Source organism: Verrucosispora sp. WMMD703 (assembly GCF_049178935.1).
GTDB classification, from domain to species: domain Bacteria; phylum Actinomycetota; class Actinomycetes; order Mycobacteriales; family Micromonosporaceae; genus Micromonospora; species Micromonospora sediminimaris.
In genome coordinates, this window is sequence record NZ_JBMHMM010000004.1 from 3,233,085 (window position 1) to 3,257,033 (window position 23,949).

Genomic DNA, 23,949 nt, shown 5'->3' on the forward strand with positions numbered 1-23,949 from the left:
GCGCGGTCACCGGCCTCGGGAAAACCAACCGGGCGTACCGGGCAGCCGCGCTCGCCGGGTGCGAGGGCAAGGAGTCAGCTCGTCGGGGCGCCGCCCCGGGTCAGGCCGTCCCAGGCGGCCATGGCGCAGTCGACAATGCCGAGGAGATCCTCGGCGGTGGCACCGTCGCGTGCCTGGACCGCCATGCCCTGTACGACCGCGCCGACGAACCGGGCGAGTGCGTCAGGTCCGACCGACGCGGGTAGATCACCCTCGTCCATCCCCCGGCTGATCCGCCGCCGCAGCTCCGCGATGTCACGCTCCCGGCACGTGGCGAGGAACTGGCCGACCGCATCGGACTCGGGCACCGTGCCGGCGCCGGCGAGCACGACCAGGCACCCGCTCGGATTCGCCGGATCCACATAGGCGTACGCGTGGTGACGCAACATCGCCTCGATTGCCGCGCGGGCGGTTTTCCCACCGTCGAGGGCTGCCCGGGGGCCGGCGCCCTCGGTGGCGTTGTAGAGATCGACGGCCTCCCGGAACAGCGCTTCCTTGCTGCCGAATGCGGCGTAGAGGCTGGGCGAAGCGATGCCCATGGCGGCGGTCAGCTCGGTCATCGAGGCACCCTGGTAGCCGCGACGCCAGAAGACCTCCATCGCACGCCGCAGCGCGACCTGGCGGTCGAACGTGCGGGGTCGACCTCGCGTGGCCGTCATGCGTCGCGTCCTCCCCTTCCACCGGCTTCAGCGGTCAGTGTTCCACCAGACGCAGCCCGATGATCCCGACCACGATCAGGGCGAGGAATAACAGCCGTGCCGGACCGGCATTCTCCTGCATGGTCACGATCCCGGCGATCACGACACCGACCGCTCCGATGCCGACCCAGACCGCGTACGCGGCACCGGCCGGCAGGCTCTTCATCGCCCAGGCCAGCATGACGAAGCTGAGCACGGCGCTGGTGACCGCCAGCAGCGAGGGCCAGAGCCGGGTGAACCCGTCGGTGTTCTTCAGCGCGGTCGCCCAGACGACCTCGAGCAGTCCGGCCACGACCAGCACGAACCATGCCATGCCTACGCTCCTCACGATGTGCGGCCCGCTGCCTCCCGCTACCCGGCAGGCCGGCCGGTGGCTGCGTGCCGGACGGCCGACCTCAGGCGGCGAAGCCGCCGTCGACGGCGATGGCGGTGCCGGTGATGTAGCGGCCACCCGCACCGGCAAGGTGGCTGACCGTCGCCGCGATGTCGGCGGCGGCCGCGTACTGCCCGAGGGCGATGAAGCTGCGCTCGTGATCGGCGCCCTCCCCGTCGGCCGGGTTCATCTCGGTGTCCGTCGAGCCGGGGTGCACCACGGTCGCGGTGATCCCCCGGGGGCCGAGGTCGCGGGCCAGCCCACGGGTCAGACCGAGCAGCGCGCTCTTGGTCATCGAGTAGAGGCTGACTCCGGCGTACGGCACCCGCTCGGCAAAGCAGCTGCCGATGCTGATGATTCTTCCGCCCGGCCCCAAATAGGGGAGAGCGGCCTGGATGGCGAGGAAGACCCCGCGTACGTGCACCGCGAGGGCACGGTCCAGCTCCGCCAGACTGACCTGCTCGATCGGCCCGTACGGGAAGATGCCGGCGTTGTTGACCAGGATGTCCAGCCGGCCCAGTTCGCCAGCCGTACGTCGGACCGCGGCGGCGACCGCGGCGGAGTCGGCGTTGTCCGCCGCGATTGCGATTCCCCGGCGGCCTGCCGCTTCCACCTCGGCGACGACCGTCTGCGCTCGGTCGGCCGTGGCGCGGTAGGTGATGGCCACGTCCGCGCCGTCCCGGGCGAGGCGGGCGGCAACCGCCGCTCCGATGCCCCGGCTACCGCCGGTGACCAGCGCAACCTTGCCGGCGAGTTCCGTCATGCCTGCCCCTATTTCTGTACCGATCGACACAATAATAGGGGAGCTTAGCGGAATCCATCGGCGTCAGCTGTCCCGGAACCACCCGACGGTTGTCCTGCCACCCGGACGTCCGGCACCGGTCCGCTGGAGGGACCGGTGCCGGACGTTCGCTCTGATCAGCTCGCCGTGCAGGTCGGTGTGGGTGTGCTCGGCGTGCCGGTGGTGGCGCCGAGGAAACCGAACGAGGTGCTGGCGCCCGCGGCCAGGTTGCCGTTGTAGCTGACGTTACGGGCGGTCACCGCCGATCCCTGGCTGGTGACTGTCGCGTTCCATGCCTGGGTGACCGTCTGCCCGGCCGGGTACGTCCAGGTCACGGTCCAGCCGCTGATCGCCGAACCGCCCGCGGTGACCCGCACCTCCCCCTGGAAGCCGCCGGACCACTGGTTGGTCACCGTGTAGGTCGCCGTGCAGCCGCTACCGCTGGGCGGCGGCGTGGTGGGCGGTGGACTGCTCGGCGGCGGCGTGGTGGGCGGCGAGGTGGTGGGCGGGGGAGTGGTCGGCGGGGGCGTGGTGGACCCGCCCCAGCCGGCAGTCGAGTCCAGCCAGGCCGCGCGGCGGAGCATCCAGTCCCGCATGAACTGGACCTGCCCCTGCCAGGTCGGCGCGGTCGGCGTGATGAACGGCCCGACGTTCCGGGTGCTCAGGTTGGGCCAACGCGCGAAGTTACGCTGCGCGGCGGCCGTCAGGGGTGCGCTGAGGCCGTCGATGCGGGACTGCAACGACGCGTCGGAGAGCGGGCCACGGCGCAGCGTCTGCCAGCGCAGCCGCACCTCGTTGACGAACGCCGGATCGCGCATCAACTGCGTGTACCAGTCGTTGGCCACCGGCTGGCGGACCTGCTGGTACTGCCAACCGGCGGTCTGGTCGTTCTGGAAGAAGCCGCCCACGCCGAAGCTGAGGTCGTAGTCCCAGAGCGGCCCGGCGAAGATCTTGGTGTCGCGGTCCTTGTAGAAGTAGGCGCTGCGGATGTAGGAGTCCATCTCGCGACTCAGCTCGTTGATGATGAGCTGGTCGATGAAGGAACCCACGTCGATGTACGCCCGGTAGCCGCTCACCGGATCGGCGAAGTTCGGCGCCCGCAGCACGTTGTGGAACTCCTGGATGTGGTTACGCAACCAGTCGCGTTGCTCGGGCTGCAGCGGCGACGGGTCGGCGACCTCAAGGTAGTTCCAGCAACTCGCCGCCGGCCCGGTGCACGGCAGGGTCGGCTCCTCGGCGGCCATCCACTCGAACTTGAAGATGTAACCGCCGGTGATCTTCGGCAGGGTCCGGTCGTCCTCGCGGAGCTGCTTGAGGTCGAGACGGTCCTTCGAGTTCTTGATCGTCTCGACGAGCATGTAGACACCCATGTAGTCGTCGGAACCGACCGGCCCGGCGTCGGTGTTCAGGTAGAACTCCGCGAAGGCGTACCGGGGTGCCGGCAGGCCCATCTGCCGCCCGAGGTCGTAGACGAACGCCTCCCGGATCAGCGCCTTGTCGCTGAACGGTCCGCGCAGCACCCAGTCGGAGTCGGCCGGCATGCCGAGCACCGGGTAGTCGGCGTCGTCGTCCTCGTTGTCCCAGAATTCGAGCCGGAACGGCGTCTTGGCGAACATCGCCGACGACTGCCCGCGCAGCCGGAACCCGGCCCGGGTGGCCACCGTTGGTGCGGCGGCCAGGGAGGTGCTGCCGCCGCTCGGCTCGAAGATCATCGTGGTGGCATCGAAGTACTCCCGGTCGGGCCGCCCGGCACCGTACGAGTCGATCAGGACGACCGGCAGGTCGTGTGTGGTGCTGGTGTTGCGCGCGACGTACATGGCGGTGCCGGGCGCACCCGAGGCGGTCTGCCCGACGAACGCCTGGGCCCGCAGTTGCGTCGTACGTGTGAAGCGCAGCGCCGCGCCGGAGTAGAGCGGCGACTGCGCGTCGGGCAGGCGTCCGTCGGTGGTGTAGCGGATCTGGGCACCGCTGACGGTGGTGCTCAGCGATACCGAGACCTCGCCGGAGAAGGTGCCGCTGGGCACGGAGAAGCCGATGTCGCCAACCAGGTCTTCGGCTGCCTCCGCAGCCGCGGCGGCGTCCGCGGCGGTGCGGGAACCGGCGGTCCGGTCAGCCGGGACGGTGGAACTGGACGTGCCGGCGAGGGGCTCGGCACCGGCTGGTGCCGGCGACGGGACGAGGAACGCGGTGACCAGCATGGCGACGGCCGCGATCCCCGCGATGCGCAGGGGTGCCGCCGAGGTGCCGACGCTGCGGTCGGTCAGACGCACGATGCCTCCTGAACGGGACGGTGGGTGGTGGCGGTCGGTGCCGTGCCCACCGACGGGGTGGTGCGGAAATGCCGGCGCAGTGTCCGGCGCCAGGGCGAGTCCGGCAGGTCCGGACGCAGCGCGGCCAGACCGGTGGCGTACTTGGAGATGCGGGCGGGCCGCAGCCCGCGCTGCCACAGCAGCCGGTCGGCGGGCGATGCGGCGGCGCTGGTCTTGGTCTCGACCACGGCCAGCTCCGGCAGGTGCAGTGAGGTGGCGCCGGCCTGCCAGGCGAGCCCGGTGTCGATGGTGACCCGGCTGGCGGTCGCCGGCAGTAGCAGCGTCGCCCGCCGGTAGCTGGTGACCAGCACCGGGTCGAGGGCGCTGCCGGCGGGCGGGCAGATCGCCTCCCGCGCGAGCGCCTCGTCGACGAATGCGCGGCCGGGTAGCACTGTCGTGCGGTCGTGCGGATCGTACGGCAGCCGGTGTTTGGTGATGCTGTCGCGCGCTCCGCTGATCTTGACTTCGAGCCAGCACTGGGCTGAGTCGAGGTAGGTGCGGGTGCGCACCTTGAAGCGGCGTCGCCGCCGGTAGGCCGCGCAGTGATAGCTGGCCAACCTCGGGGTGTCGAAGTAGACCGACTCGTAGCGGAAGCTCCGCGCGCCGTCGATCTCCAGCACCCGTGCGTGCGGAACGAGCTGCTCCAGCAGGTGTGGCAACCGGTCGAGCGGGACGAGGTACTTGCGGTCCACCCTGGTCTGCAAGGCGGCCCGGTCGATGAGTTCGGTCAGCCCGATGGTGTCCATGGCCGCCAGGGGCGCGGTGATCGGCTGGATGCTCATCGGGCCGCTCCCGCCTTGGCCGGCGTCGCGGTGGCTCTGGTCGTCTGGCCCTTGACCGAGTAGCGGACGTCGACGACGGTGGTCTCGTTGACCAGATCGAGTCGCTGCACGGTGGCGACGTGCACGCGTGCGCCGAGCAGTTGCTCCAGCTGGGCCACGAGGGTCACGTGGTCGGTCACGGCCGAGTCGAGCACCATGATCTGGTGCCGGTAGTGGCGGAGCAGCCGGGGATGGTCGCCCAGGAACATCACCACGAGGATGAGGCCCATCAGCCCGGCGCTGAGCCAGACCGAGGTGGTGCTCAACGCGCCGAGGATGCCCAGGGCCAGCGCTGAGAAGTAGTACGCGACCTCGTGCTGGTCGAGCTCCGTCGACCGCAGGCGGATGATCGACAGTACGCCGAACAGCGCCAGCCCGAGCCCGAGCCCCGCGCCGACGTTGCTGGCGCTGAGCGCGCTGGCCACCGCGAGGACACCGACGTTGACGCCGAGGTAGGCGACCACGAGATCCCGGCGGCGGTGTCTCGGGAAGTAGAGCCCGAAGACGAGCAGCACCACCGCGCCGATGTCGATCGCGAACAGGATGAGCTGCGACATCTGGTGTCTTCCTCCTGGGTCGCTGTCGCGCCGGCCCCGTCTCATCTCGTCGGCACGAGCTGCGGTCAGGCAACCGAACGCAACCGAAAGTCTCGGTAAACTTGCGGGAACTATTCCGGGAATAGTAATGGGACGCATCGAACCGGGTCAATGGCAATGTTGTGCCAACCTGGACTTTTGGCGCGCGTCAGGCGCATCCGTGATCGTCCGGCTCGGGCCGGTCGGCTGGTCAGGGCGCGGTTCGCGCGCGAGTGGACCAGTCGTGGACCGGTGGTGAACCCAGGGTAAACAACCCCAGTCGGCTGTCGCTCGCCGCGACTACGGCCGGCCGGGGTTGGTTTGTGGTGTGGACTTCCCGCTCCGGCCGTGATCGTCCTCGTGGGCCACCCCAGCGCGCCTGATGTCGGCGCGCTGATGCGCGCCCGACCGCCGTTCAGCGCCGATAATCACCGAAACTATATTGACACGTTTCGTTTCCCGGCTCGAAACTTACCCTCAGATAGCGATCGATGCTGCTCGATCAATGTCGGTCTCGGCGTCTGCCCGGAAGGGGACTGGAGTGACAGCGAAGGTTGGCCGCCCACGGGACCGTTCGGTGGTCGTCGTACTGGCGGTGGCGGCGCTCGCCCTCGCCCTCGCCGCGACGACACTGACGGTGGCGGAGATGGGCGTGGCCCGGGCCGCCGACGGCCTCGCGGTCGTCTCCTCGGTGGAGGACGACGGCGTCGACTGCCCGACGCCGAATCCGGGAACGATTTCGGCGAACCCCAGGCTGCCCGACCCCTTCCGGCGCCTCGACGGGAGCCGGATCTCGGCCAAGTCGGACTGGCGTTGTCAGCGAGCCCAGACCAAGCAGCTCGCGCAGCGGTACGTCTACGGTGAGAAGCCGGCGAAACCGCAGACCGTCAGCGGTACGGTCTCGAACACCAGCATCACCGTGAACGTGGCGCACAACGGCCGTACTGCCAGCTTCTCCGCGAGCGTGCAACTGCCCAGCGGCGGCAGTGGGCCGTATCCGGCCGTCGTGGTGCTCGGTGGGTTCGGGGCGGACACCGCCACCATCCGGTCCGCCGGTGCCGCCGTGATCAGCTATGACCCGCTCGCGGTGGGGCGGGAGGGCACTCCCCGCAACAACAAGCAGGGCGCCTTCTACAGCATCTACGGTTCGTCGAGCAGCAGCGGACTGTTGGTTGCCTGGGCCTGGGGCGTCAGCCGGATCATCGACGTCATCGAGCAGTCGGGCGGAAACATCCTCCGCGCGGACGCGACCGGCGTCACGGGGTGCTCCCGTTACGGCAAGGGCGCCTTCGTGACGGGCGCTTTCGACCAGCGCATCGCCCTGACCATGCCTATCGAGTCGGGCAGCGCCGGCTCGCCGATCTTCCGGGGCATCCCCGGCGAGTCCGGTGCCCAACCGCTGAGCAGCGCGTACGGCGAGCAGCCATGGCTCGGTGACGCCTTCGGCTCGTACACCGGCAACCCGGCGAACCTGCCGATCGACACCCACCAGACCGTGGCCATGGTGGCTCCGCGTGGACTGCTCATCATGGACAACCCGCACATCGACTGGCTGGCCGCCCGCTCCTCGAGTGTCGCCGCGCTGGCCGGAGCGGAGGTCTACCGGGCACTCGGCGTGGGTGACAACATCAGCTACTGGTCCGACGTCCAGGACGGCACGCACTGCGCCTCCCGGTCGGAGTGGCGTACCCCGTTGCAGCAGAACATCCAGAAGTTCCTGCTCAACACGGGCAGCTCCACGGGCGTGTTCCGGATCTCCAGCCGAAAGGCCGGCAACCTCTCCGAGTGGCGGGATTGGCAGACGCCGACCCTCGCCGACGGCCCGACCACGCCGCCGACGACGCCTCCCACCACGCCTCCGACGACCCCGCCGACGACGCCTCCCACCACGCCTCCCACCACCCCGCCGACGACGCCTCCCACCACGCCACCGGCGAGCGGTGCCTGCTCGGCCTCGGTGTCCGTCAATCAGTGGACGGGTGGCTTCGTTGCCACAGTCCGGGTCACCGCCGGCTCGGCCGCGCTCAACGGCTGGGCGGTCACCATGACGCTGCCCTCCGGTGCCAGCGTCACCAACTCCTGGAACGCCCAGCGCAGTGGCTCCAGTGGAGCGGTCACCTTCAGCAATGTCAGCTACAACGGGTCCGTCGCCGCCGGGCAGTCCACCGAGTTCGGTTTCCAGGGCACCGGCACCGGCACCGGGATGACTCCCACCTGCGCCGCCCGGTAGCTTCCGACGCTGCGCGCCGAGCGCCTGGGCATGGCGGCGAACGCCGTCATGCCCAGTGACGCTTCGAAACTTCCGGTGGAACTTCCGGAAATCATTGACGTGCGTGAAATCTCGCTGCAATACTTCGGCCCAGTAAGGCCGATGCGATCCCTTTGGCCGAGGTGCGCACGGTCCACCCTTTCCGCAACCATACGTCCGGATTCATGCTGCCCCCATCGGGCCACCGGACCCGGAAGGAGCGTCATGGCCAACTCTTCCCGAGCACCTGGACGGTCGAGGCGACTGCGCGCCGCGCTCGTTGTCTCCGCCGCCGTCGGCCTGCTCGCCACCGCGGGCGCCGTGGTCCTGCCCGGCAGCGCCAGCGCCGCGAGCACCCTTGGTGCTTCGGCGGCTGAAAGCGGTCGTTACTTCGGCACCGCCGTCGCGGTGAGCAGGCTCAACGACTCGGCCTACACGACCATCCTGAACCGCGAGTTCAACCAGGTCACCGCCGAGAACGAAATGAAGATCGACGCGCTCCAGCCGAACCAGGGGCAGTTCAACTACGGCAACGCCGACCGGTTGGTCCAACACGCCCGCAGCCAGGGCATGCTGGTCCGGGGACACACTCTGGCGTGGCACTCCCAGCAGCCTGGCTGGATGCAGAACATGTCCGGCACCACGCTGCGCAACGCCATGCTCAACCACGTGACCCAGGTCGCCACCCACTTCCGGGGCCAGATCGAGTGGTGGGACGTGGTGAACGAGGCGTTCCAGGACGGGTCGAGCGGCGCTCGCCGTGACTCGAACCTCCAGCGCACCGGCAACGACTGGATCGAGGCCGCCTTCCGCGCTGCCCGGCAGGCCGACCCGAACGCCGACCTGTGCTACAACGACTACAACATCGACAACTGGAACGACGCGAAGACCCAGGCCGTCTACCGGATGGTCCAGGACTTCAAGAGCCGTGGCGTGCCCATCGACTGCGTCGGCCTCCAGTCGCACTTCACCGGTGGCTCGAACTACCCGAGCAACTACCGCACGACCCTGTCCAGCTTCGCCGCCCTCGGCGTCGACGTGCACATCACCGAGCTGGACATCCGCAACGCCCCGACCGACGCGTACCGCAACGTGGTGAACGACTGCCTCGCTGTCGCGCGCTGCAAGGGCATCACCGTCTGGGGCATCCGCGACTCCGACTCGTGGCGCTCCAGCGAGAACCCGCTGCTGTTCAACGGCAGTGGCCAGAAGAAGCCGGCGTACGACGCCGTGCTCACCGCGCTGAACAACGGCACTCCGCCCACCGGCAACCCGACGACCCCGCCGCCCACCGGCAACCCGACCACTCCGCCGCCCGGTGGCGGGTGCACCGCGACGGTGACGCCCGGCCAGGTCTGGGGTGACCGCTACAACACCTCCGTGACGGTCAATGGGGCAAGCACCTGGTCGGTGGTCGTCGCCATCACCCCGCCGCAGCGGATCTCCGCCACCTGGAGTGGCAGCCCCACCTGGGACAGCAGCGGCAACGTGATGACGATGCGCTCCAACGGCAGCGGCAACACGTTCGGCTTCACCACGATGATGAACGGCAACTCCAGCGCCCGACCGCAGATCAGGTCCTGCACCGCAGGCTGACCGGGCCGAACCACACCGGCCGTGCGGGGCTCGCCCCCGCACGGCCGGTCCTCGTTCGGTCACGGCGTCGTCGACGCACCCGGCGCGCCGGTCGCCACCGGCTGGTAGTCGAACCAGTTGAAGGCGGCACTTCCGTCGGTGACGTAGAGGCCGAAGACCCGGCCGGTGAAGCCGGCGGCGACCTCGGTGGACAGGTAGCGGCCGTCGAGTTCGGCAAGCACCACAGGGCCCTGCTCGGTGTTCACCGCGAAGGTGACCATGTCGCAGGCGGAGGGGCGTACGCCGAAGGGTGCTCCCGGTGCCGCCGCCTGGTCGGCGGCGGTCGCCGTCGGCGGCAGCAGGTTGTGCGTCCTTGTGGAGATGGTGAGGGTGACCGGCCCGGGCGGCACCTGTCGCTCGCCGAACACCTGGCGGAACGGTCCGACCCGGCCGATCACCCGTACGGTCCCGTCGGCGACCTCAAGGTCATAGTGGTGCGCCTCGTCCAGGCGCAGGGTCAGCCCGGCCCGCCCGGTACCGGGATCGACCCGGACGCTGGCCCGGCAGTCGTGATGCAGTTGCCGGTGGGCGACGAGCGTCGCCCCGGCGCGGTCGAGGGTCGTACCGTCGGCGTGCAGGATGAGCCATCCCGGCCGTTCGGTGAGCGACCAGCTCGTCCTCGGCCGGTGACGCAGGGAGATCCAGCGCGGCGACAGCTCGCCGCCGTCGAAGTCCTCGCGGTACCCGCCAGCGTCTGGGGACGGGGCGAGCGCGGGCGGGCTGCCGGCAGGGGCGGCCATGACCTCCTCGACCGGGTCGACCACCGGCCAACCGTCCACCCACCGCACCGGCACCAGAAAGGTCTCCCGACCGAGCACGTGGTACGGCGGCCACTGGCCCTTGGCGCGAATGCCGAGCAGGACCATCCACCAGCTGCCGTCTCCGGCCTGGACGAGGTCGGCGTGGCCGGTGGCCTGCACCGTACGCCTCATGCTGCGGTGGGTGAGGAAGGGGTTCACCGGCCCCGGTTCGAACGGCCCCCGGATACTGCGGGACCGGGCGATGGAGACCGCGTGCCCGGTGTGGGTCCCGCCCTCGGAGACGAGCAGGTACCACCATTCGCCGATCCGGTAGAGGTGCGGGGCCTCCGGGTACTGCCCACCGGTGCCGGACCACATCGGTACCGGCCCTTCCAGGATGGTGCCGGCCTGCGGATCAACGCGATAGGACTCCACCCCGGACACGGTCAACCAACAGTCATCGTTGTCGTCCCACGCCAGCGACGGATCGACGTGCGGCAGGTCGAAGTAGACCGGGTCCGACCACGGCCCGGCCGGGTCGATGGCGGTGACGAGCAGGTGCCGGCCGAGGGTGACGTCCGTGGTGATCATCCAAAACCGGCCGTCGTGGTGCCGGATCGTCGGTGCGAAGATGCCGCGCGAGGCGTGCGTGTCCGGCGGGAGCCGCAACTGGCCGGGGCGGTCGAGCACGTTGCCGATCTGCCGCCAGTTCACCAGGTCCCGGCTGTGGAAGATCGGTACGCCGGGAAAGTACTCGAAGCTCGAACAGACCAGGTAGTAGTCGTCGCCGACGCGGCAGATGCTCGGATCGGGGTGGAAGCCCGAGAGCACGGGATTGCGGAACGTGGTCGAGGTGGCCGTCATGCCGACCGATGCTAGGCACCTCGGTGCCGGCGGCGTCAGCTCCGGACGGGGCCCGATCAGCCGTAGCCGATCGATTCGGTGATCGCCGAGTAGGCCGGCTGACTGATTCCGGTGGCGCTTGTCGCGACGACCCGTACCCGCAGCCGACTGCCGGCGTCGGCCTCGGTGACTCGGTACGTCCTGCCGACGGCGTCCGGAATCGACACGCAGACCGGTTCGGAGTGGTGGCAGCGTTGCCACTGGAAGGCGTACACCAGGTTCCGCTGAAACGGCCAGACCCCGGGCGTCGCGCTGCCCACCGATCCGTAGGGGTCGATCGGGCTGTCGAGTCCGCTCAGTTGCGGCGGGATCGCGTTGAACGGCACCGGAGCCGACTGGTACGCGCCCGGGTCACAGCCGCCGGCCAGCGAACTACGGCGGCTCTGGCCGTGCTGGTCGGCGCCGTCGCAGAGCGGGTCGCCGGCCGGGATGCTGCCGCGGATCGTGCTCGCCACGCCGAGCGCGTGCGTCGGGGTCGTGCCGGTGGCCAGCTCCGCGACGGGGCGCAGGTCGATGTCGACCGCCGCCACCTGCCGGCCACAACTACCGTCGGCGCTGACGTTCTGGTTGGCCAGGTCGATGGCGGGCGAGTGGATCAGCACGCAGTCTCCGCCGGCATTGCCGGTGAACAGGGACGCGGTGATGTCATGTGCATGTTTCGGATCGCCGGAGGTCACCAGCGCCGCTGGCCCCTGGTTGCCGGCGACCGTGGTGTGCCGCAGTCGCAGGTCCCCGTGCGCGACGAGGATTCCGCTCGCGCTGGTACCGGCCATGTTGCCGGTGATCGTGGAGTCCGTGATCCGCGTCGCCGAGAAGACCGCGTAGATGCCGCCACCTGCGACGGCGGCGCGGTTGCCGCCAACCGTGGACCTCTCCAGAGTCAACCCGTGGAACCGCGAGAAGATACCGCCACCACCGGACCGAGCGCTGTTTCCGCTGATGATGCTTCCGCTGACCTTGGTGGTGGCGTAGGCCGCGATCCCGCCGCCGACCTCACCCGCGTTGTGCCACAGCCGAACCTGCCGCACGGTCAGCGGTGCCGCACTGGTGATTCCGCCGCCGTCGAGGGCACCCTCGCCGACACCGTTGACGATGCTGAGGTCCGCCACCTCGAGTGCGCCGCCGTCCCACGAGTCCACCACGGTGGCGCGCTGGCGTCCGTTCAGGACGGTGACGTCCATGCCGACACCGATCAGACTGACCGCGAGGCCGTCCGGGACGATGATGTTCTCGTCGTACCAGCCGGGCCCGATCCGGACCGTGCCGCCGGAGGCGACCCGGCCCACGGCATGGCTGACGGTGCGGCAGGGGGCGGCCGAGGCACCGCATTCCGCGGAATCGGTACCGCTGAGGGTGACGGCCACCTCGGCGAGCAGCCCGTCGGCGTACGTCGGTGCCGGCATGGCGGGCAGCCCGGCGGCGACCGCCACGACGAGGGAAACCGTGATTGGTGTGCCGGACATACCAGCCATGCTGGACCTCTCGACAGGGCGACACCGAAGACCGGGTGGCATCAGGGTACTGACGCGGCGGCCCCACGGACTGACTACAAATCGACAGTGGATCTCGACGGGCCACTGTGGACTAGAAGCCCCTCATTGACTGCTGTCTGTGCATCGTCGTACCGTCGCAGCGTCAGCCATCGATGATGGGCAGGGCGACCGAGCCGGCGCCGTGTCCGCCGGGCGACTTCTCGGGCACGGTCGCCGGGCGAGATGGGCCGCGACGGCCAGGACCAGCGCCACCGGCGCGATCCGGGCCACGCACATGCCGCTGCCGGCTGCCGCCTCCGTACGCGATCACGAACCGCACGCCGGATCCGCCGCTGTCGTGAACGCGAACAGTCCCGGCCGCCCACGTGGCGGCCAGGACTGAAGGAGGACCAATGGTGAAACGCACCCGCCTCGCCCTGCTCGCCGCCGCGGTGGCCAGCACCGTCGTCACCGCCGCCGTCGGAGTCGCGGTCGCACATGCCGCGACGGTCGGCTGCGCCGTGCGATACACGGTCTCCGCGCAGTGGCAGGGCGGCTTCAACGCCGACGTGACAATCACCAACCTCGGCGACCCGGTGTCGTCGTGGCGTCTGACCTGGGCCTACGCCGCAGGGCAGCGGGTCACGCAGGCGTGGAACGCCACCGTGACCCAGGACCTCGCGCAGGTGACCGCGGCGAACGTGTCGTACAACGGGGCGATCGGCCTCAACGGCACCGCGAGCTTCGGCTTCAACGGCTCGTGGAGCGGCAGCAACCCGGTACCGACCGCGTTCGCGCTCAACGGGGTGACCTGCACCGGCTCCAGCAACCCCGGTCCGACCCCGACGCCGACCCGCACCACGCCGCCGCCGGTGCCCGACTATCCCCCCACCGGTCGGCTGTGCGACAGCGACGATCTGATCGACATTGGCAAGTACTGGATCCCCAACAACCAGTGGGGCGCCACCGGTGCCACCGGCAGCCAGTGCATCTGGTCCAACGGGGGGCCGGGAGACCCCATCTACTGGGGGACCAGCTACACCTGGAGCGGCGACCCGAGCAGCGTCAAGTCGTACGCGGCGGCGATCCTCGGCTGGCACTGGGGTTGGCGGCGGCCGAACACCGGGCTGCCGGTGCAGCTTTCCGCGAACCGTGACGTCAACACCAACTGGCGCTTCAACGTCACCTCCAACGGCGCCTCGAACATGAACGTCGCGTACGACATGTGGTTCCACCCGATGGCCAACCCGGGTTCGGCGGACCAGCCCACCGACGAGCTGATGATCTGGCTCTACCGTTCCAATGCGTCCCCGGCCGGCAGTCGCCAGGGCACCGTCACCATCGCGGGTACCACCTGGGAGGTCTGGCGTGGCTACGTGGGCACCTGGAACGTCTACTCCTACGTACGGACCAGCAACACCACAAGCGCGACGCTCAACATCCGCGACTTCACCGACGACGTGGTGTCCCGGGGCTGGATGAACCGCTCGAAGTACCTGACAAGCGTCCAGGCGGGACCGGAGATCTTCACCGGCAGCGGGGAGGTCAACACGACGTTGTACCAGGTCACCGTCGGCTGATCCGGCCGCAGCTTTGATCGAAGGGCGTCATTGACCACTACCGTAAACACTCTTTAAGATTTGGCTGCCTCGAGGAACCAAGCACCCGTACGCCACGGCCGGTCATCGGCGGCTCCACACGACCGGCCGTGGCGGCACGGCACCCTCACCTGCCACGGGAAGGTCCTCGATGTCCCCACCACGTCCCCGGCCGCGCTCGGCCCTCGCCGCCGGTCTGCTCGCGCTGGTCACCGCCGGCGCCACTCTCACCGTCGCCCCTACCGCCGCGCAGGCGGTGGTCCTGCCCGGCAACTTCAAGAGCGTGGGCTACCTGCCGTCCTGGACCGGCAACGTCAACTCGGTGCAGTACACCAAGCTCACCCACATCAACTACGCGTTCGTGCTGCCCAACAGCAACGGCACCCTGCGCGCGGTGGAGAATCCGAGCAAGCTCACCTCGCTGGTGTCGCTGGCCCGGGCGAACAACGTCAAGGTCTCCATCGCCATCGGCGGCTGGAACGACGGTGACGACAGCGCCTTCGAGGCACTCGCGGCCAACGCCGGCACCCGCACGACGTTCGTCAACAGCGTGGTCAACTTCGTCAACCAGTACGGCCTCGACGGAGTCGACATGGACTGGGAGTACCCGGACCCGGGCACCTCGGCCAACAACTTCAGCCTGCTGATGCAGCAGTTGAGCAACGCGTTGCGCCCACAGGGCAAGCTGCTCACCGCAGCGGTGGTGGCGGAGGGCTACTACCGCGACGGCGTACCGACGTCGGTCTTCAACCACGTGGACTTTCTCAACATCATGGCGTACGACGGCGGTAGTCCCCACGCCAACTACGACTGGTCGATAAACGCGGTGAACGGTTGGAAGGCTCGCGGCCTGCCGGCTAGCAAGGCGATCCTCGGGGTGCCCTTCTACAGCCGACCGGGCTACTACACTTACACCCAGTTGGTCGGCATGGACCCGGCCAATGCCAATCGGGACTGCACCATCGTCGGCGGCGCTCAGCAGTGCTACAACGGCGTACCGACGGTCAAGCGCAAGACCCAGTGGGCGATGGCCAACGCCGGCGGCATGATGAACTGGGAACTGACCCAGGACACCGGTGGCTCGACGTCGCTGGTCAGCGCGATCTACGACACCGTGATGGGTGGTTCCCCGCCGCCGACCGGCCGGACCGGCCAGATCACCGGCATCGCCGGCAAGTGCGTCGACGTCGCCGCTGCGGCCACCGCCAACGGCACCGCCATCCAGCTCTACACCTGCAACGGCACCAACGCGCAGCGGTGGACCGTGGCCACCGACGGCACCCTGCGCGCCCTGGGCAAGTGCCTGGACGTGACAAGCGCCGGCACCGCAAACGGCACCCCGATCCAGCTCTGGGAGTGCAACGGCACCGGCGCCCAGGTCTGGCAGGCCCAGTCCAACGGCACGCTACGCAACCCGGCGTCGAACAGGTGCCTCGACGCCACCGGCAACAGCTCCGCCGACGGCACCCGGCTCCAGATCTGGGACTGCTTCGGCGGCACCAACCAGGTCTGGCGCCTACCGGCCTGACCCGCCCGCCCGGAACGCCACGACGGCCCCGTCCCGGTGGGGACGGGGCCGCCTCGGCCGGCGGGCTCGTTCATCGGCCGGGATCGGCGGTCACCGGCCCCACAGCCGCCAGGTCTGGTTGAGTGGGCCGCCCTGGCCCACCGGGTTGCAGGTCCACTGGTGGACCGGGGCGCGGGGCGCGGTGGAGATGGTGCTGACATCGACGCACTTGTTGCTGTGTCGGGCCACCAACTGGTAGTCGTGTGGGTCGTTGCCCGGGTAGGTCACCTTGCGCAGGGTGAACTGCTGGTTGAGACCACCGTGGCAGCCCCACTGGTGCACCGCCGCGCCGTCGGCGGTGGACACCCCGTTGACGTCCAGGCACTTGCCGGTCTGCTGGTTTACCACGGTGTAGGTGTTCGCCACCCCGGAGACCGGCTGGAAGTTCCACAGCTGCTGGTCGCCACCCTCGCAGTGGAACTGCTGCTGCACGTTGCCGTCGGCGGTGTTGCGGTCGGTGTTGTCGAGACACTGCTGGGAGTGCTGTGCCACGGCCACCGACTGGAAGCCGCCGTCGCCGGGCGGCAGCAGGGTCAGCGTGTAGGTGTCGGTCTGGTTGGCGTAGGGCACCGTCACGGTGGCGTTGTTGCCGCTCACGCTCACCACGCTGTTCGAGACGGTGACCGGGCCCTGCACCGCGCCGCCGCCGTTGTGGGGAATCCGTTGGGTGAGCACCCGGACCTGGTTGTTCTGCACGATGCCCGTGGTGTCGAGCCGTTGCAGGTTGACGGTGAGGTTTCCGGTGGTTCGGCCCCCACCGAGCAGCACCTTCGCCGAACCTGTCGCCTTGGTGGCGAAGGCGTCGTACGACGGGCTGGCCGAGACCGAAACGATCTGCCCGGTCTGCGAGCCGTAGAAGCGGTAGACCCACCACTCGCCCTTCGGCTGATGCTGCCCGGCCGAGTTGCGCACCAGCAGGTTGCCCAGGTCGTTGTGCAGGTTGCCGGCGCTGGCCCAGTTCGCCCGCAGGCCGTCGGCGCGGGCGCGCTCCAGACGGGCGATGTACCAGGCGCCGTCGGCGGGGTTCTGCTCGTCCGGGGCGGCGTACTCATTGATCTGGTACGGCCGTGGGTGCGGGATGCCGCGCGGGTCGAGTGTCGCGTTGGCGGCGGCGACGTTGGCCACCGGATCACCGGGCAGGGCGTGCCAGCTGACGATGTCCGGCACCGTGTTGGTCGAGCGGACGAAGTCCAGGTACTGGTTCCAGAAGGCGTGGTTGGTCGAGGGTACGCAGGCGCAGCTCGGCCCGACGATGAGCTGGTTGGGGAACTCGGCCCGGATGCGCTGGTAGGTGCGGCGCCACAACTCGAAGTACTGGGAGATCGGGCGGTTCCAGAACAGCGTGATGTTGGGCTCGTTCCAGATGTCCCACTGCACCGTCAGTCCGGCCGCGCGTACATCGCTGATGACCCGGTTGAGGAAGTTGTCGTAGTCGGTCCAGTTGCCGTTGTCGCCGGGGAAACGGGAGATCGCGGCACCGTCGGCACCCCACAGGTCGTGCGGCAGGAGGATGAACTCGCCGCCGAGAGCGTTGGTCCGGCGAGCCTGGGCGAGGGTGGAGTTCCACCGGCGTTCGTAGTTTCCGCCGACCCAGCCGCTGCCGGGCAGTTGTGCGCCACCGGCACGCATGTACCGGAACTTCACGTCCCGATAGAAGTGATCGGCCGGGCCGGAGGCGTTCTCGGTCATGCCGTAGATCCAGCCGGCCGCGCGGTACGTCGGTGCGCCGCTGGTGCTCGAGAAGTTCACGCTTATCGACTCGTCCGCGGCCTGGGCCGGCGTGGATACCGCGACGACGGCGGTGGCCGCGAGAACACCGACCGCGAGTCGGGCGGCGAGGCGGCGGAGAGGTCCTGGTCTGCTCGTGCGGGGGAGTGGCACTGGGGACTCCTTTGCGACGGGAGCACGTCCGAGGGCGGAGGGCGTTGGCGAATCGATTCGCTGCGGAGCGTAGGAGTTCACGGTTGTAAATGTCAACGCCGTGACGCCAGCGTGAAGCGCACGTTTCACACTGTGGCGGACCTCGTCTCGCCCGCTCTTGACCGGGTCGCTCGGCCGGGCCTATGGTCGGCCGAACCGATTCGGCGAATCGGTTCGACAGTGGGCTGATGTTGCGCACCTTCCACCACAGCGATCGAAGCGAGGCGTCAGATGACCCGATCCATCCCGCGCGGGCGTGCCATCGGTGCCGCCCTGGCGGCAGTCGCCGTCGCCGCCACAGCCGTCGCCTGTTCCACGGAGTCCCCGTCGACCGAGGCCGGTGGGACATACTCCATCTGGGACCCGTACCCGCAGTTCACCGACGATTCCGACTGGGTCCGACTGCTCAAGGGCTGCGGCACGTCGGCCGGGGTGACCGTCGAACGGACCGGCTACGACACCACCGACCTGACGAACAAGGCGTTGCTCGCCGCGCAGCAGGGCAACTCCCCGGATGTACTGATCATCGACAACCCGGTGATCTCCACCCTGGCCGAGGCCGGCACCCTGACCACCACCGACGAGACGAACCTCGACGTGTCGGCGATGGAACCCAACCTGCTCGGCGCCGGGCAGAGCGGCGGCAAGACGTACGGCGTACCCATCGGTGCGAACACCCTCGCCCTCTACTACAACAAGGACCTGCTGACCGAGGCGGGAGTGGACATCACCACGGTGACGGACTGGCCCTCACTCACCGCGGCGCTGGTCAAGGTCAAGGCAGCCGGCAAGAAGGGCATCACCTTCTCCGCGATCGGCACCGAGGAAGGCAGCTTCCAGTTCCTGCCCTGGTTCTGGGGTGCCGGTGCCCAGTTGACCGCGTTGGACGCGCCACCGGCGGTGGCGGCGTTGACCCTCTGGAGCGACTGGCTGGCCGCCGGCCACGCCCCCAACTCCGTCATCAACAACACGCAGACCACAAGTTGGCAGGAGTTCGCCAGCGGCGACTACGCGTTCAGCGAGAACGGCACCTGGCAGCTGGCCAACGCGGCGAAGCTGGATTTCGAGTACGGCATCATCCCCGTCCCGGCCCGTACCGGCGGCACCGCCCCGGCACCCACCGGAGGTGAGTTCATCTCCATGCCGGTGCAGCGTGACACCGGACGGTACGCCACCTCGCAGCAGTTGGTCACCTGCCTGACCAGCGGCGACAACCTGCTCACCACGGACACCACGCTGTCCTACATCGCCCCGGTCGCTGCGGTGCAGGAGCAACAGGTGGCGGCCAACGCCGAGCTGAAGGTCTGGGTCGACGCGGTGAAGGCGGCGAAGGAACGCACCGGCGACGACCTCGGAACCCGGTATCCGAGGATCTCCGAGCCGCTGTGGACGGCGGTGCAGTCCGCGCTCAGCGGCGCGCAGACGCCGCAGGAGGCGCTGTCGGCCGCGCAGCAGGCCGCCGTGAGCGCGACGAGCTGACCAGGCACGCCACCCGACATGGGAATCGACGTCACCCGTACCCCGCGAGCCGCGACGGTGGGCGAGACCGGTGGGGCAGCGAGCACCGCCCCACCGGCACACCGACGCCGTCGCCACCCCAGCGGTTCCCGGTGGGCGGCGTGGGCCTTCCTGGCCCCGGTGGCCGGCTACCTGGTCGCCTTCTACGCCTATCCGCTGTACCGCAACGTCGAGTTGAGCCTGCGCGAGTACACAGTCCGCTCCTTCGTCCAGGGTGGTGCGCCGTTCGCCGGGCTGGACAACTACCGGGCGGTGCTCTCAGCGCCGACGTTCCCGTCGGCGTTGCTCAACACGCTCGTCTTCACCGCCGCGTCGCTGGCCTTCCAGTTCGCCATCGGGCTGCTGCTGGCGCTCTTCTTCCATCGGCACTTTCCGCTCTCGCGTACGCTGCGCGCGCTGTTCCTCGTACCCTGGCTGTTGCCGTTGATCGTGTCGGCGTCCACCTGGTCGTGGCTGCTCAACAGCGAGGCCGGGGTGGTCAACGCCGCGCTCGCGCTGGTCGGCGTGGATCCGGTGAACTGGCTGACCTCACCGCGGTGGTCGCTGGTTTCGGTGATCATCGCCAACATCTGGATCGGCATCCCGTTCAACCTGGTCGTGCTCTACAGCGGCCTACAGGCGATCCCGCGTCCGCTGTACGAGGCGGCGGAGCTGGACGGAGCCGGCGGCTGGCAGCGCTTCCGGTGGATCACCTGGCCGTTGCTGCGCCCGGTCTCGGCGATCACACTGCTGCTCGGGCTGGTCTACACGCTCAAGGTCTTCGACCTGATCTGGATCATGACAAGGGGTGGCCCGACGGATTCGTCGACCACCCTGGCCACCTGGTCGTACCGGCTCGGGTTCGGCAACCTGCTGCCCGAGTTCGGGTCCGGGGCGGCCGTCGGAAACCTGCTGATCCTGTTGGCGGTGGCCGCGGGCGGGCTCTATCTCGGCTTCGAGCGTCGGCAGCGGCTGTCATGAGCCGACCGACGCGTGGCTGGTGGCGAACCGGGCTCGGAGTGATGCTTACCGGGCTGATGCTCTTCCCCGTCTACTGGATGATCAACGTCTCGTTCACCCGGGACCAGGACATGCGCAAGAGCCCGCCGCACCTGTTCCCGATCGACGGCACCCTCGACGGCTACCGAGCCGTGCTCAGCCAGCAGCTGCCGTACGTCGGCACCAGTCTGGTCGTCGGGCTCGGTACCGTACTGGTCACCCTGGTCCTGGCCGCCCCGGCCGGGTACGCGCTGGCCAAGCTCCGGCCGCCCGGCGGCGGGGCGATCCGGTTCGTCCTGCTGATCGCGCAGATGATCCCCGGCATCATCATGGCGATGGGCTTCTACGCCATCTACCTCAACCTCGGCGTGCTCAACACCGTGCCCGGGTTGATCCTGGCCGACTCGACGATCGCGGTCCCCTTCGCGGTGCTGATCTTCACCGCCTTCATGTCCGGGATACCGGACGACCTGATCCAGGCCGCGCTTGTCGACGGCGCCAACCGGCTGCGGACGTTCTGGTCGGTGGTGCTGCCGGTGAGCCGGAACGCGATCGTCACCGTGTCGCTGTTCGCGTTCCTCTGGGCCTGGTCCGACTTCGTCTTCGCCGCCACCCTGGCCAGCGGTGGCGGCCATCGGCCGATCACCCTCGGCATCTACCAGTACATAGGCAACAACAACCAGCAGTGGAACGCGATCATGGCAACCGCCGTGGTGGCGTCCATTCCCACCACCCTGCTGCTGGTGCTGGCGCAACGCTACGTCGCCGCCGGGGTCACCGCCGGCGCCATCAAGGACTGATCCGGCCGGCTCTCGGAGCAGCCGCACCAACCGCACCCCGAAAGGCAGTCGCCGATCATGACCGTCGTCCGTACCGGCCCGACCTTCTCCATCCAGGAGATTCCGTTCAGCTACCACGGGTCCTGGTTCAGCATCTCGCCGGTGGTGGCAGCGCACACTCAGGCATCCGAGCTGCATCTGGTCTCACACCAGACCGGGATGCATCCGGTGCTTCGGCTGACGCCTTCGGCCGACACCACGGTGACGGCCAGCGCGGCGCTGCTGACCTGGCGCAACCGCACCGGCCTGATCGAGGTGACCTACGACGGCCGGGACGCAGTGCGATTGCGCGGCCGCGGAATCGGCCTGCGGATCGCCGCCGCGCGGGACACCCTCACCCCGTTCAGCGGCACCTACCTCCTCCACGACCCGGTCGATGACTCGTACGTCTTCACCTCGTACGAGACCGGCCGCCGCTACCGGGTCACGTCGCTTCGCGGCGACCCCCGTGCCGTCGGCGTCGAGGCGCTCGGCACCGCCGCGCGGGCGGTGGAGCTGCCGGCCGACCAGCCGTGGGAGATCGCTGTCGAGGAGTACGAGTCGGCCCGCCGCCGCTACCCGGGCGACCGTGACTTCGATCAGCTCGTCAGGTCGACGACTGCCGAGTTCGCCAGCTTCGTCGACCGGCTGGCACCCTGGCGCAGCTCCGAGACTCCCGCCGCCGAACTAGCCGCGTACGTGCTGTGGTCGGCGACTGTCGCGCCGGGCGGCTTTCTCGCCCGGCCTGCCGTGCTGATGTCCAAGCACTGGATGAACAAGGTGTGGAGTTGGGACCACTGCTTCAACGCCCTGGCCCTCGCCGAGGCGGACGCCGAGCTGGCCTGGCACCAGGTCCAGTTACCCTTCGACCATCAGGACCCGACGGGTGCGTTGCCGGATTCTGTCGCCCACTCCGAGGTGCTGCACAACTACGTCAAGCCGCCGGTGCACGGCTGGGCGCTGCGGCAGCTGCGGCAGCGGCTGTCCCGGCCACTGTCGCGTGACGAGCTTTCCGACATGTACCGCCGGCTTGCCCGCTGGACGACCTTCTGGCTCGACCAACGCCGGGTGTCCGGTCATCATCTGCCGCACTACCAGCACGGCAATGACAGCGGATGGGACAACGCGACCACCTTCGACGGCGATCGGACCGTCGAGACACCTGATCTCGCCGCGCTGCTGCTGTTGCAGCTGCGTCAGCTCGCGGACCTGGCCGGGGAGTTGGGGCTGCCCGAGGAGGTGGGGCAGTGGAGTCGCACCGCGAGCCAGATCCGCGCCGAGCTGCTCGGCGCGCTCTGGGACGGCCAGCGGTTCGTGGCCCGCAGTGCCAGGACCGGTCGGCTGAGGTCGAGCACGAGTCTGCTCGACCTCATGCCCATCGTGCTCGGTGCCGACCTGCCCGCCGATGTGAGCGCCGGGCTCGCCGGTGGTCTCAAGCGCCATCTGACCGCACACGGCCTCGCCACGGAGCCGGTTGACTCCCCGCACTACGCGGCCGACGGCTACTGGCGTGGGCCGATCTGGGCGCCTGCCACCGTACTGATCGAGGACGGCCTGCGCCGGGCCGGGCACATCGGATTCGCCGATGACATCAGCCAGCGGTTCCGAGCCCTGTGCGAGAAGTCCGGCTTCGCGGAGAACTTCGACGCCGAGACCGGCGCGGGCCTACGCGACCGCGCCTACACCTGGACCGCCAGCAGCTATCTCATCCTCGCCGCCGCCCACCACCGCCGTCGCCGTCCACCCCACCGACCTGGTTGATCAAGAAGTTTTCGTCGCGCCGCGCGGCCGGGCACGGCGAAAACTTCTTGATCAACGCTGCGGTCGGGGGTGGGGGTGGGGGTGGGGGTGGGGGTGGGGGTGGGGGTGGGGGTCAGGGGGGTGGGGGTCAGGGGGGAGGGGGTCAGGGGGGAGGGGGTGGGGCGGTGCTGGCTCTCAGCGAGATGGGGGGCTGGTAGAGGTGGTGGCGGGGAGCGGCGGTGGGGGCGGCGATCCGTTCGAGCAGCAGCGCCACGGCTTCGGCACCCATCTCCAGGGTGGGCACGTCCGCGGCCGACAACGGCGGACGGAAATCCTCGGCCCAGTGCGCGGCGGCGACCCCGACCACGGAGAAGTCGCGAGGCACCAGCCGGCCCTCGGCCGCCAGGGCCCGCTGTACGCCGGGCAGGGCGGCCTCGTTGATTGTGGCAACGGCGGTGACCTCCGGACGGGTGGTCAGCAGCCGGCTCATGGCGGCCTCGCCAGCGGGCGCGTCGTCACCGCAGCACAGGTCGACGCCGGTGAGCCCGCGTTCGGCCACCGCGTGCGAGAACCCGGCCAGGGCGCGGTGCCCGGGTCCGTAGCCGGCGGCCACCAGCTCGGCCGAGCGGTTCACCAGGGCGACGTGCCGGTGCCCCAGGTCGGCCAGATGGTGCACACACCGCGCGATCAGACCCTCGTAGTCCACGTCGACCCAGCTGGTGCCGGTCGGCTCGGCGGTGCGGCCGATGGTGACGAAGGGCAGTCGACTCTGCCGCAGCCGGGTCACTCGGTCGTCCTCCAACCGGATCTCCATGAGGATCACGCCGTCCACGCGGCGTCCGGTGACGATCCGTTCGAACGACCGGTCGTGGTCGCCGCCGGAGGGGGAGAGCAGCACGTCCAGGTCGGCGCGGGCGGCGGCCTCGACCACGCTGGCGACGAAGCCGAGCTGCATGTCGGTCAGCCGCTGGCTGGCAGGGGGGATGACCAGGCCGAGGGTGCGGGTGCGGCCCTCCTTCAACGCTCGGGCGTTGGCGTTGGGACGGTAGTCCAACTCGTCGATGACGGCCTGGATCCGTTGCCGGGTCGGTTCCGACACCGCCCGCTTGCCGCTCAACACGTACGACACGGTGCTGCGGGACACGCCCGCGCGGCGGGCGATCTCCCCGATGTTCATCCCGCTCCTCGCAGTCGAATCGATTCACTCAGGTTATGA

The 23,949-nt window shown here is 69.4% G+C and carries 17 protein-coding genes and 2 pseudogenes; 8 read left to right on the top strand and 11 right to left on the bottom strand.

The genetic code is table 11. From position 1 onward, the window contains the following. Positions 1–74 precede the first annotated feature (74 nt). The 7 genes and pseudogenes from ACN26Z_RS15365 to ACN26Z_RS15395 form a co-directional block, all read right to left on the bottom strand. On the bottom strand, positions 75–698 hold the full coding sequence (locus tag ACN26Z_RS15365) for a TetR/AcrR family transcriptional regulator (protein WP_421461875.1): 624 nt from the start codon (positions 696–698) through the stop codon (positions 75–77). Positions 699–732: 34 nt separating this feature from the next. After that, positions 733–1,050, bottom strand: a complete 318-nt coding sequence (sugE, locus tag ACN26Z_RS15370; protein WP_421461876.1) for a quaternary ammonium compound efflux SMR transporter SugE — start codon at positions 1,048–1,050, stop codon at positions 733–735. Positions 1,051–1,132: 82 nt separating this feature from the next. Next, entirely contained in the window at positions 1,133–1,873 is a 741-nt protein-coding gene (locus ACN26Z_RS15375) for an SDR family NAD(P)-dependent oxidoreductase (RefSeq protein WP_421461878.1), read from the bottom strand. A gap of 155 nt (positions 1,874–2,028) precedes the next feature. Then, positions 2,029–2,433 (bottom strand): annotated as a pseudogene (locus ACN26Z_RS15380) (cellulose binding domain-containing protein); the annotation flags it as partial. A 30-nt stretch (positions 2,434–2,463) separates the two neighbouring features. Continuing rightward, positions 2,464–4,089, bottom strand: a pseudogene (locus tag ACN26Z_RS15385) (CotH kinase family protein); the annotation flags it as partial. Positions 4,090–4,151: 62 nt separating this feature from the next. Further along, positions 4,152–4,982 (bottom strand): polyphosphate polymerase domain-containing protein, encoded by an 831-nt coding sequence (locus tag ACN26Z_RS15390; protein ID WP_282238676.1) that lies wholly within the window; start codon positions 4,980–4,982, stop codon positions 4,152–4,154. Further along, positions 4,979–5,578, bottom strand: a complete 600-nt coding sequence (locus tag ACN26Z_RS15395) for a DUF4956 domain-containing protein (RefSeq protein WP_093402137.1) — start codon at positions 5,576–5,578, stop codon at positions 4,979–4,981. Before ACN26Z_RS15395 ends, ACN26Z_RS15390 begins: the two co-directional genes overlap by 4 nt. Positions 5,579–6,137: 559 nt before the next feature. On the opposite strand from ACN26Z_RS15395, the gene ACN26Z_RS15400 reads away from it, so the two are divergent. Continuing rightward, entirely contained in the window at positions 6,138–7,826 is a 1,689-nt protein-coding gene (locus ACN26Z_RS15400) for a cellulose binding domain-containing protein (RefSeq protein WP_421461880.1), read from the top strand. A gap of 243 nt (positions 7,827–8,069) precedes the next feature. Further along, the gene (locus tag ACN26Z_RS15405; protein ID WP_093402138.1) at positions 8,070–9,440 is read left to right on the top strand and encodes an endo-1,4-beta-xylanase; all 1,371 of its coding nucleotides are present in this window, start codon (positions 8,070–8,072) and stop codon (positions 9,438–9,440) included. Between the two features lie 59 nt (positions 9,441–9,499). Here the strand turns inward: ACN26Z_RS15405 and ACN26Z_RS15410 are convergent, their stop codons facing one another. Next, positions 9,500–11,083, bottom strand: a complete 1,584-nt coding sequence (locus ACN26Z_RS15410) for a glycoside hydrolase family 43 protein (protein WP_421461881.1) — start codon at positions 11,081–11,083, stop codon at positions 9,500–9,502. Between the two features lie 56 nt (positions 11,084–11,139). Beyond that, complete coding sequence (locus tag ACN26Z_RS15415; RefSeq protein ID WP_421461882.1) at positions 11,140–12,585, bottom strand: right-handed parallel beta-helix repeat-containing protein; 1,446 nt, start codon at positions 12,583–12,585, stop codon at positions 11,140–11,142. 422 nt (positions 12,586–13,007) lie between these two features. On the opposite strand from ACN26Z_RS15415, the gene ACN26Z_RS15420 reads away from it, so the two are divergent. Beyond that, on the top strand, positions 13,008–14,174 hold the full coding sequence (locus ACN26Z_RS15420; RefSeq protein ID WP_421461883.1) for a GH12 family glycosyl hydrolase domain-containing protein: 1,167 nt from the start codon (positions 13,008–13,010) through the stop codon (positions 14,172–14,174). A gap of 169 nt (positions 14,175–14,343) precedes the next feature. Further along, positions 14,344–15,720 carry a glycosyl hydrolase family 18 protein gene (locus tag ACN26Z_RS15425; RefSeq protein ID WP_421461884.1) on the top strand — a complete coding sequence of 459 codons (1,377 nt, stop codon included), beginning with the start codon at positions 14,344–14,346 and terminating at the stop codon, positions 15,718–15,720. A 90-nt stretch (positions 15,721–15,810) separates the two neighbouring features. Here the strand turns inward: ACN26Z_RS15425 and ACN26Z_RS15430 are convergent, their stop codons facing one another. Next, positions 15,811–17,640 carry an RICIN domain-containing protein gene (locus ACN26Z_RS15430; protein ID WP_421461885.1) on the bottom strand — a complete coding sequence of 610 codons (1,830 nt, stop codon included), beginning with the start codon at positions 17,638–17,640 and terminating at the stop codon, positions 15,811–15,813. A 270-nt stretch (positions 17,641–17,910) separates the two neighbouring features. On the opposite strand from ACN26Z_RS15430, the gene ACN26Z_RS15435 reads away from it, so the two are divergent. From ACN26Z_RS15435 to ACN26Z_RS15450, 4 genes are read left to right on the top strand one after another with little or no spacing between them, the layout of a single operon-like run. Continuing rightward, positions 17,911–19,158 (top strand): sugar ABC transporter substrate-binding protein, encoded by a 1,248-nt coding sequence (locus ACN26Z_RS15435; protein WP_421461886.1) that lies wholly within the window; start codon positions 17,911–17,913, stop codon positions 19,156–19,158. Between the two features lie 18 nt (positions 19,159–19,176). Beyond that, positions 19,177–20,157, top strand: coding sequence for a carbohydrate ABC transporter permease (locus ACN26Z_RS15440; RefSeq protein ID WP_421461887.1), 981 nt, complete (start codon positions 19,177–19,179; stop codon positions 20,155–20,157). Further along, on the top strand, positions 20,154–20,975 hold the full coding sequence (locus ACN26Z_RS15445) for a carbohydrate ABC transporter permease (protein WP_421461888.1): 822 nt from the start codon (positions 20,154–20,156) through the stop codon (positions 20,973–20,975). The genes ACN26Z_RS15440 and ACN26Z_RS15445 overlap by 4 nt, the downstream gene beginning before the upstream one ends. 57 nt (positions 20,976–21,032) lie before the next feature. Then, complete coding sequence (locus ACN26Z_RS15450; protein ID WP_421461889.1) at positions 21,033–22,754, top strand: amylo-alpha-1,6-glucosidase; 1,722 nt, start codon at positions 21,033–21,035, stop codon at positions 22,752–22,754. 142 nt (positions 22,755–22,896) lie between these two features. Here ACN26Z_RS15450 and ACN26Z_RS15455 read toward each other — a convergent pair whose 3' ends face one another. Next, positions 22,897–23,910, bottom strand: coding sequence for a LacI family DNA-binding transcriptional regulator (locus tag ACN26Z_RS15455; protein WP_093402148.1), 1,014 nt, complete (start codon positions 23,908–23,910; stop codon positions 22,897–22,899). Positions 23,911–23,949 lie beyond the last annotated feature (39 nt).

Coding starts and splice junctions, on each gene's coding strand:
- ACN26Z_RS15365 (WP_421461875.1), bottom strand. CDS start 698: ATGACGGCCACGCGAGGTCGACCCCGCACGTTCGACCGCCAGGTCGCG.
- sugE (WP_421461876.1), bottom strand. CDS start 1,050: ATGGCATGGTTCGTGCTGGTCGTGGCCGGACTGCTCGAGGTCGTCTGG.
- ACN26Z_RS15375 (WP_421461878.1), bottom strand. CDS start 1,873: ATGACGGAACTCGCCGGCAAGGTTGCGCTGGTCACCGGCGGTAGCCGG.
- ACN26Z_RS15390 (WP_282238676.1), bottom strand. CDS start 4,982: ATGAGCATCCAGCCGATCACCGCGCCCCTGGCGGCCATGGACACCATC.
- ACN26Z_RS15395 (WP_093402137.1), bottom strand. CDS start 5,578: ATGTCGCAGCTCATCCTGTTCGCGATCGACATCGGCGCGGTGGTGCTG.
- ACN26Z_RS15405 (WP_093402138.1), top strand. CDS start 8,070: ATGGCCAACTCTTCCCGAGCACCTGGACGGTCGAGGCGACTGCGCGCC.
- ACN26Z_RS15410 (WP_421461881.1), bottom strand. CDS start 11,083: ATGACGGCCACCTCGACCACGTTCCGCAATCCCGTGCTCTCGGGCTTC.
- ACN26Z_RS15415 (WP_421461882.1), bottom strand. CDS start 12,585: ATGTCCGGCACACCAATCACGGTTTCCCTCGTCGTGGCGGTCGCCGCC.
- ACN26Z_RS15420 (WP_421461883.1), top strand. CDS start 13,008: ATGGTGAAACGCACCCGCCTCGCCCTGCTCGCCGCCGCGGTGGCCAGC.
- ACN26Z_RS15425 (WP_421461884.1), top strand. CDS start 14,344: ATGTCCCCACCACGTCCCCGGCCGCGCTCGGCCCTCGCCGCCGGTCTG.
- ACN26Z_RS15435 (WP_421461886.1), top strand. CDS start 17,911: ATGACCCGATCCATCCCGCGCGGGCGTGCCATCGGTGCCGCCCTGGCG.
- ACN26Z_RS15440 (WP_421461887.1), top strand. CDS start 19,177: ATGGGAATCGACGTCACCCGTACCCCGCGAGCCGCGACGGTGGGCGAG.
- ACN26Z_RS15445 (WP_421461888.1), top strand. CDS start 20,154: ATGAGCCGACCGACGCGTGGCTGGTGGCGAACCGGGCTCGGAGTGATG.
- ACN26Z_RS15450 (WP_421461889.1), top strand. CDS start 21,033: ATGACCGTCGTCCGTACCGGCCCGACCTTCTCCATCCAGGAGATTCCG.
- ACN26Z_RS15455 (WP_093402148.1), bottom strand. CDS start 23,910: ATGAACATCGGGGAGATCGCCCGCCGCGCGGGCGTGTCCCGCAGCACC.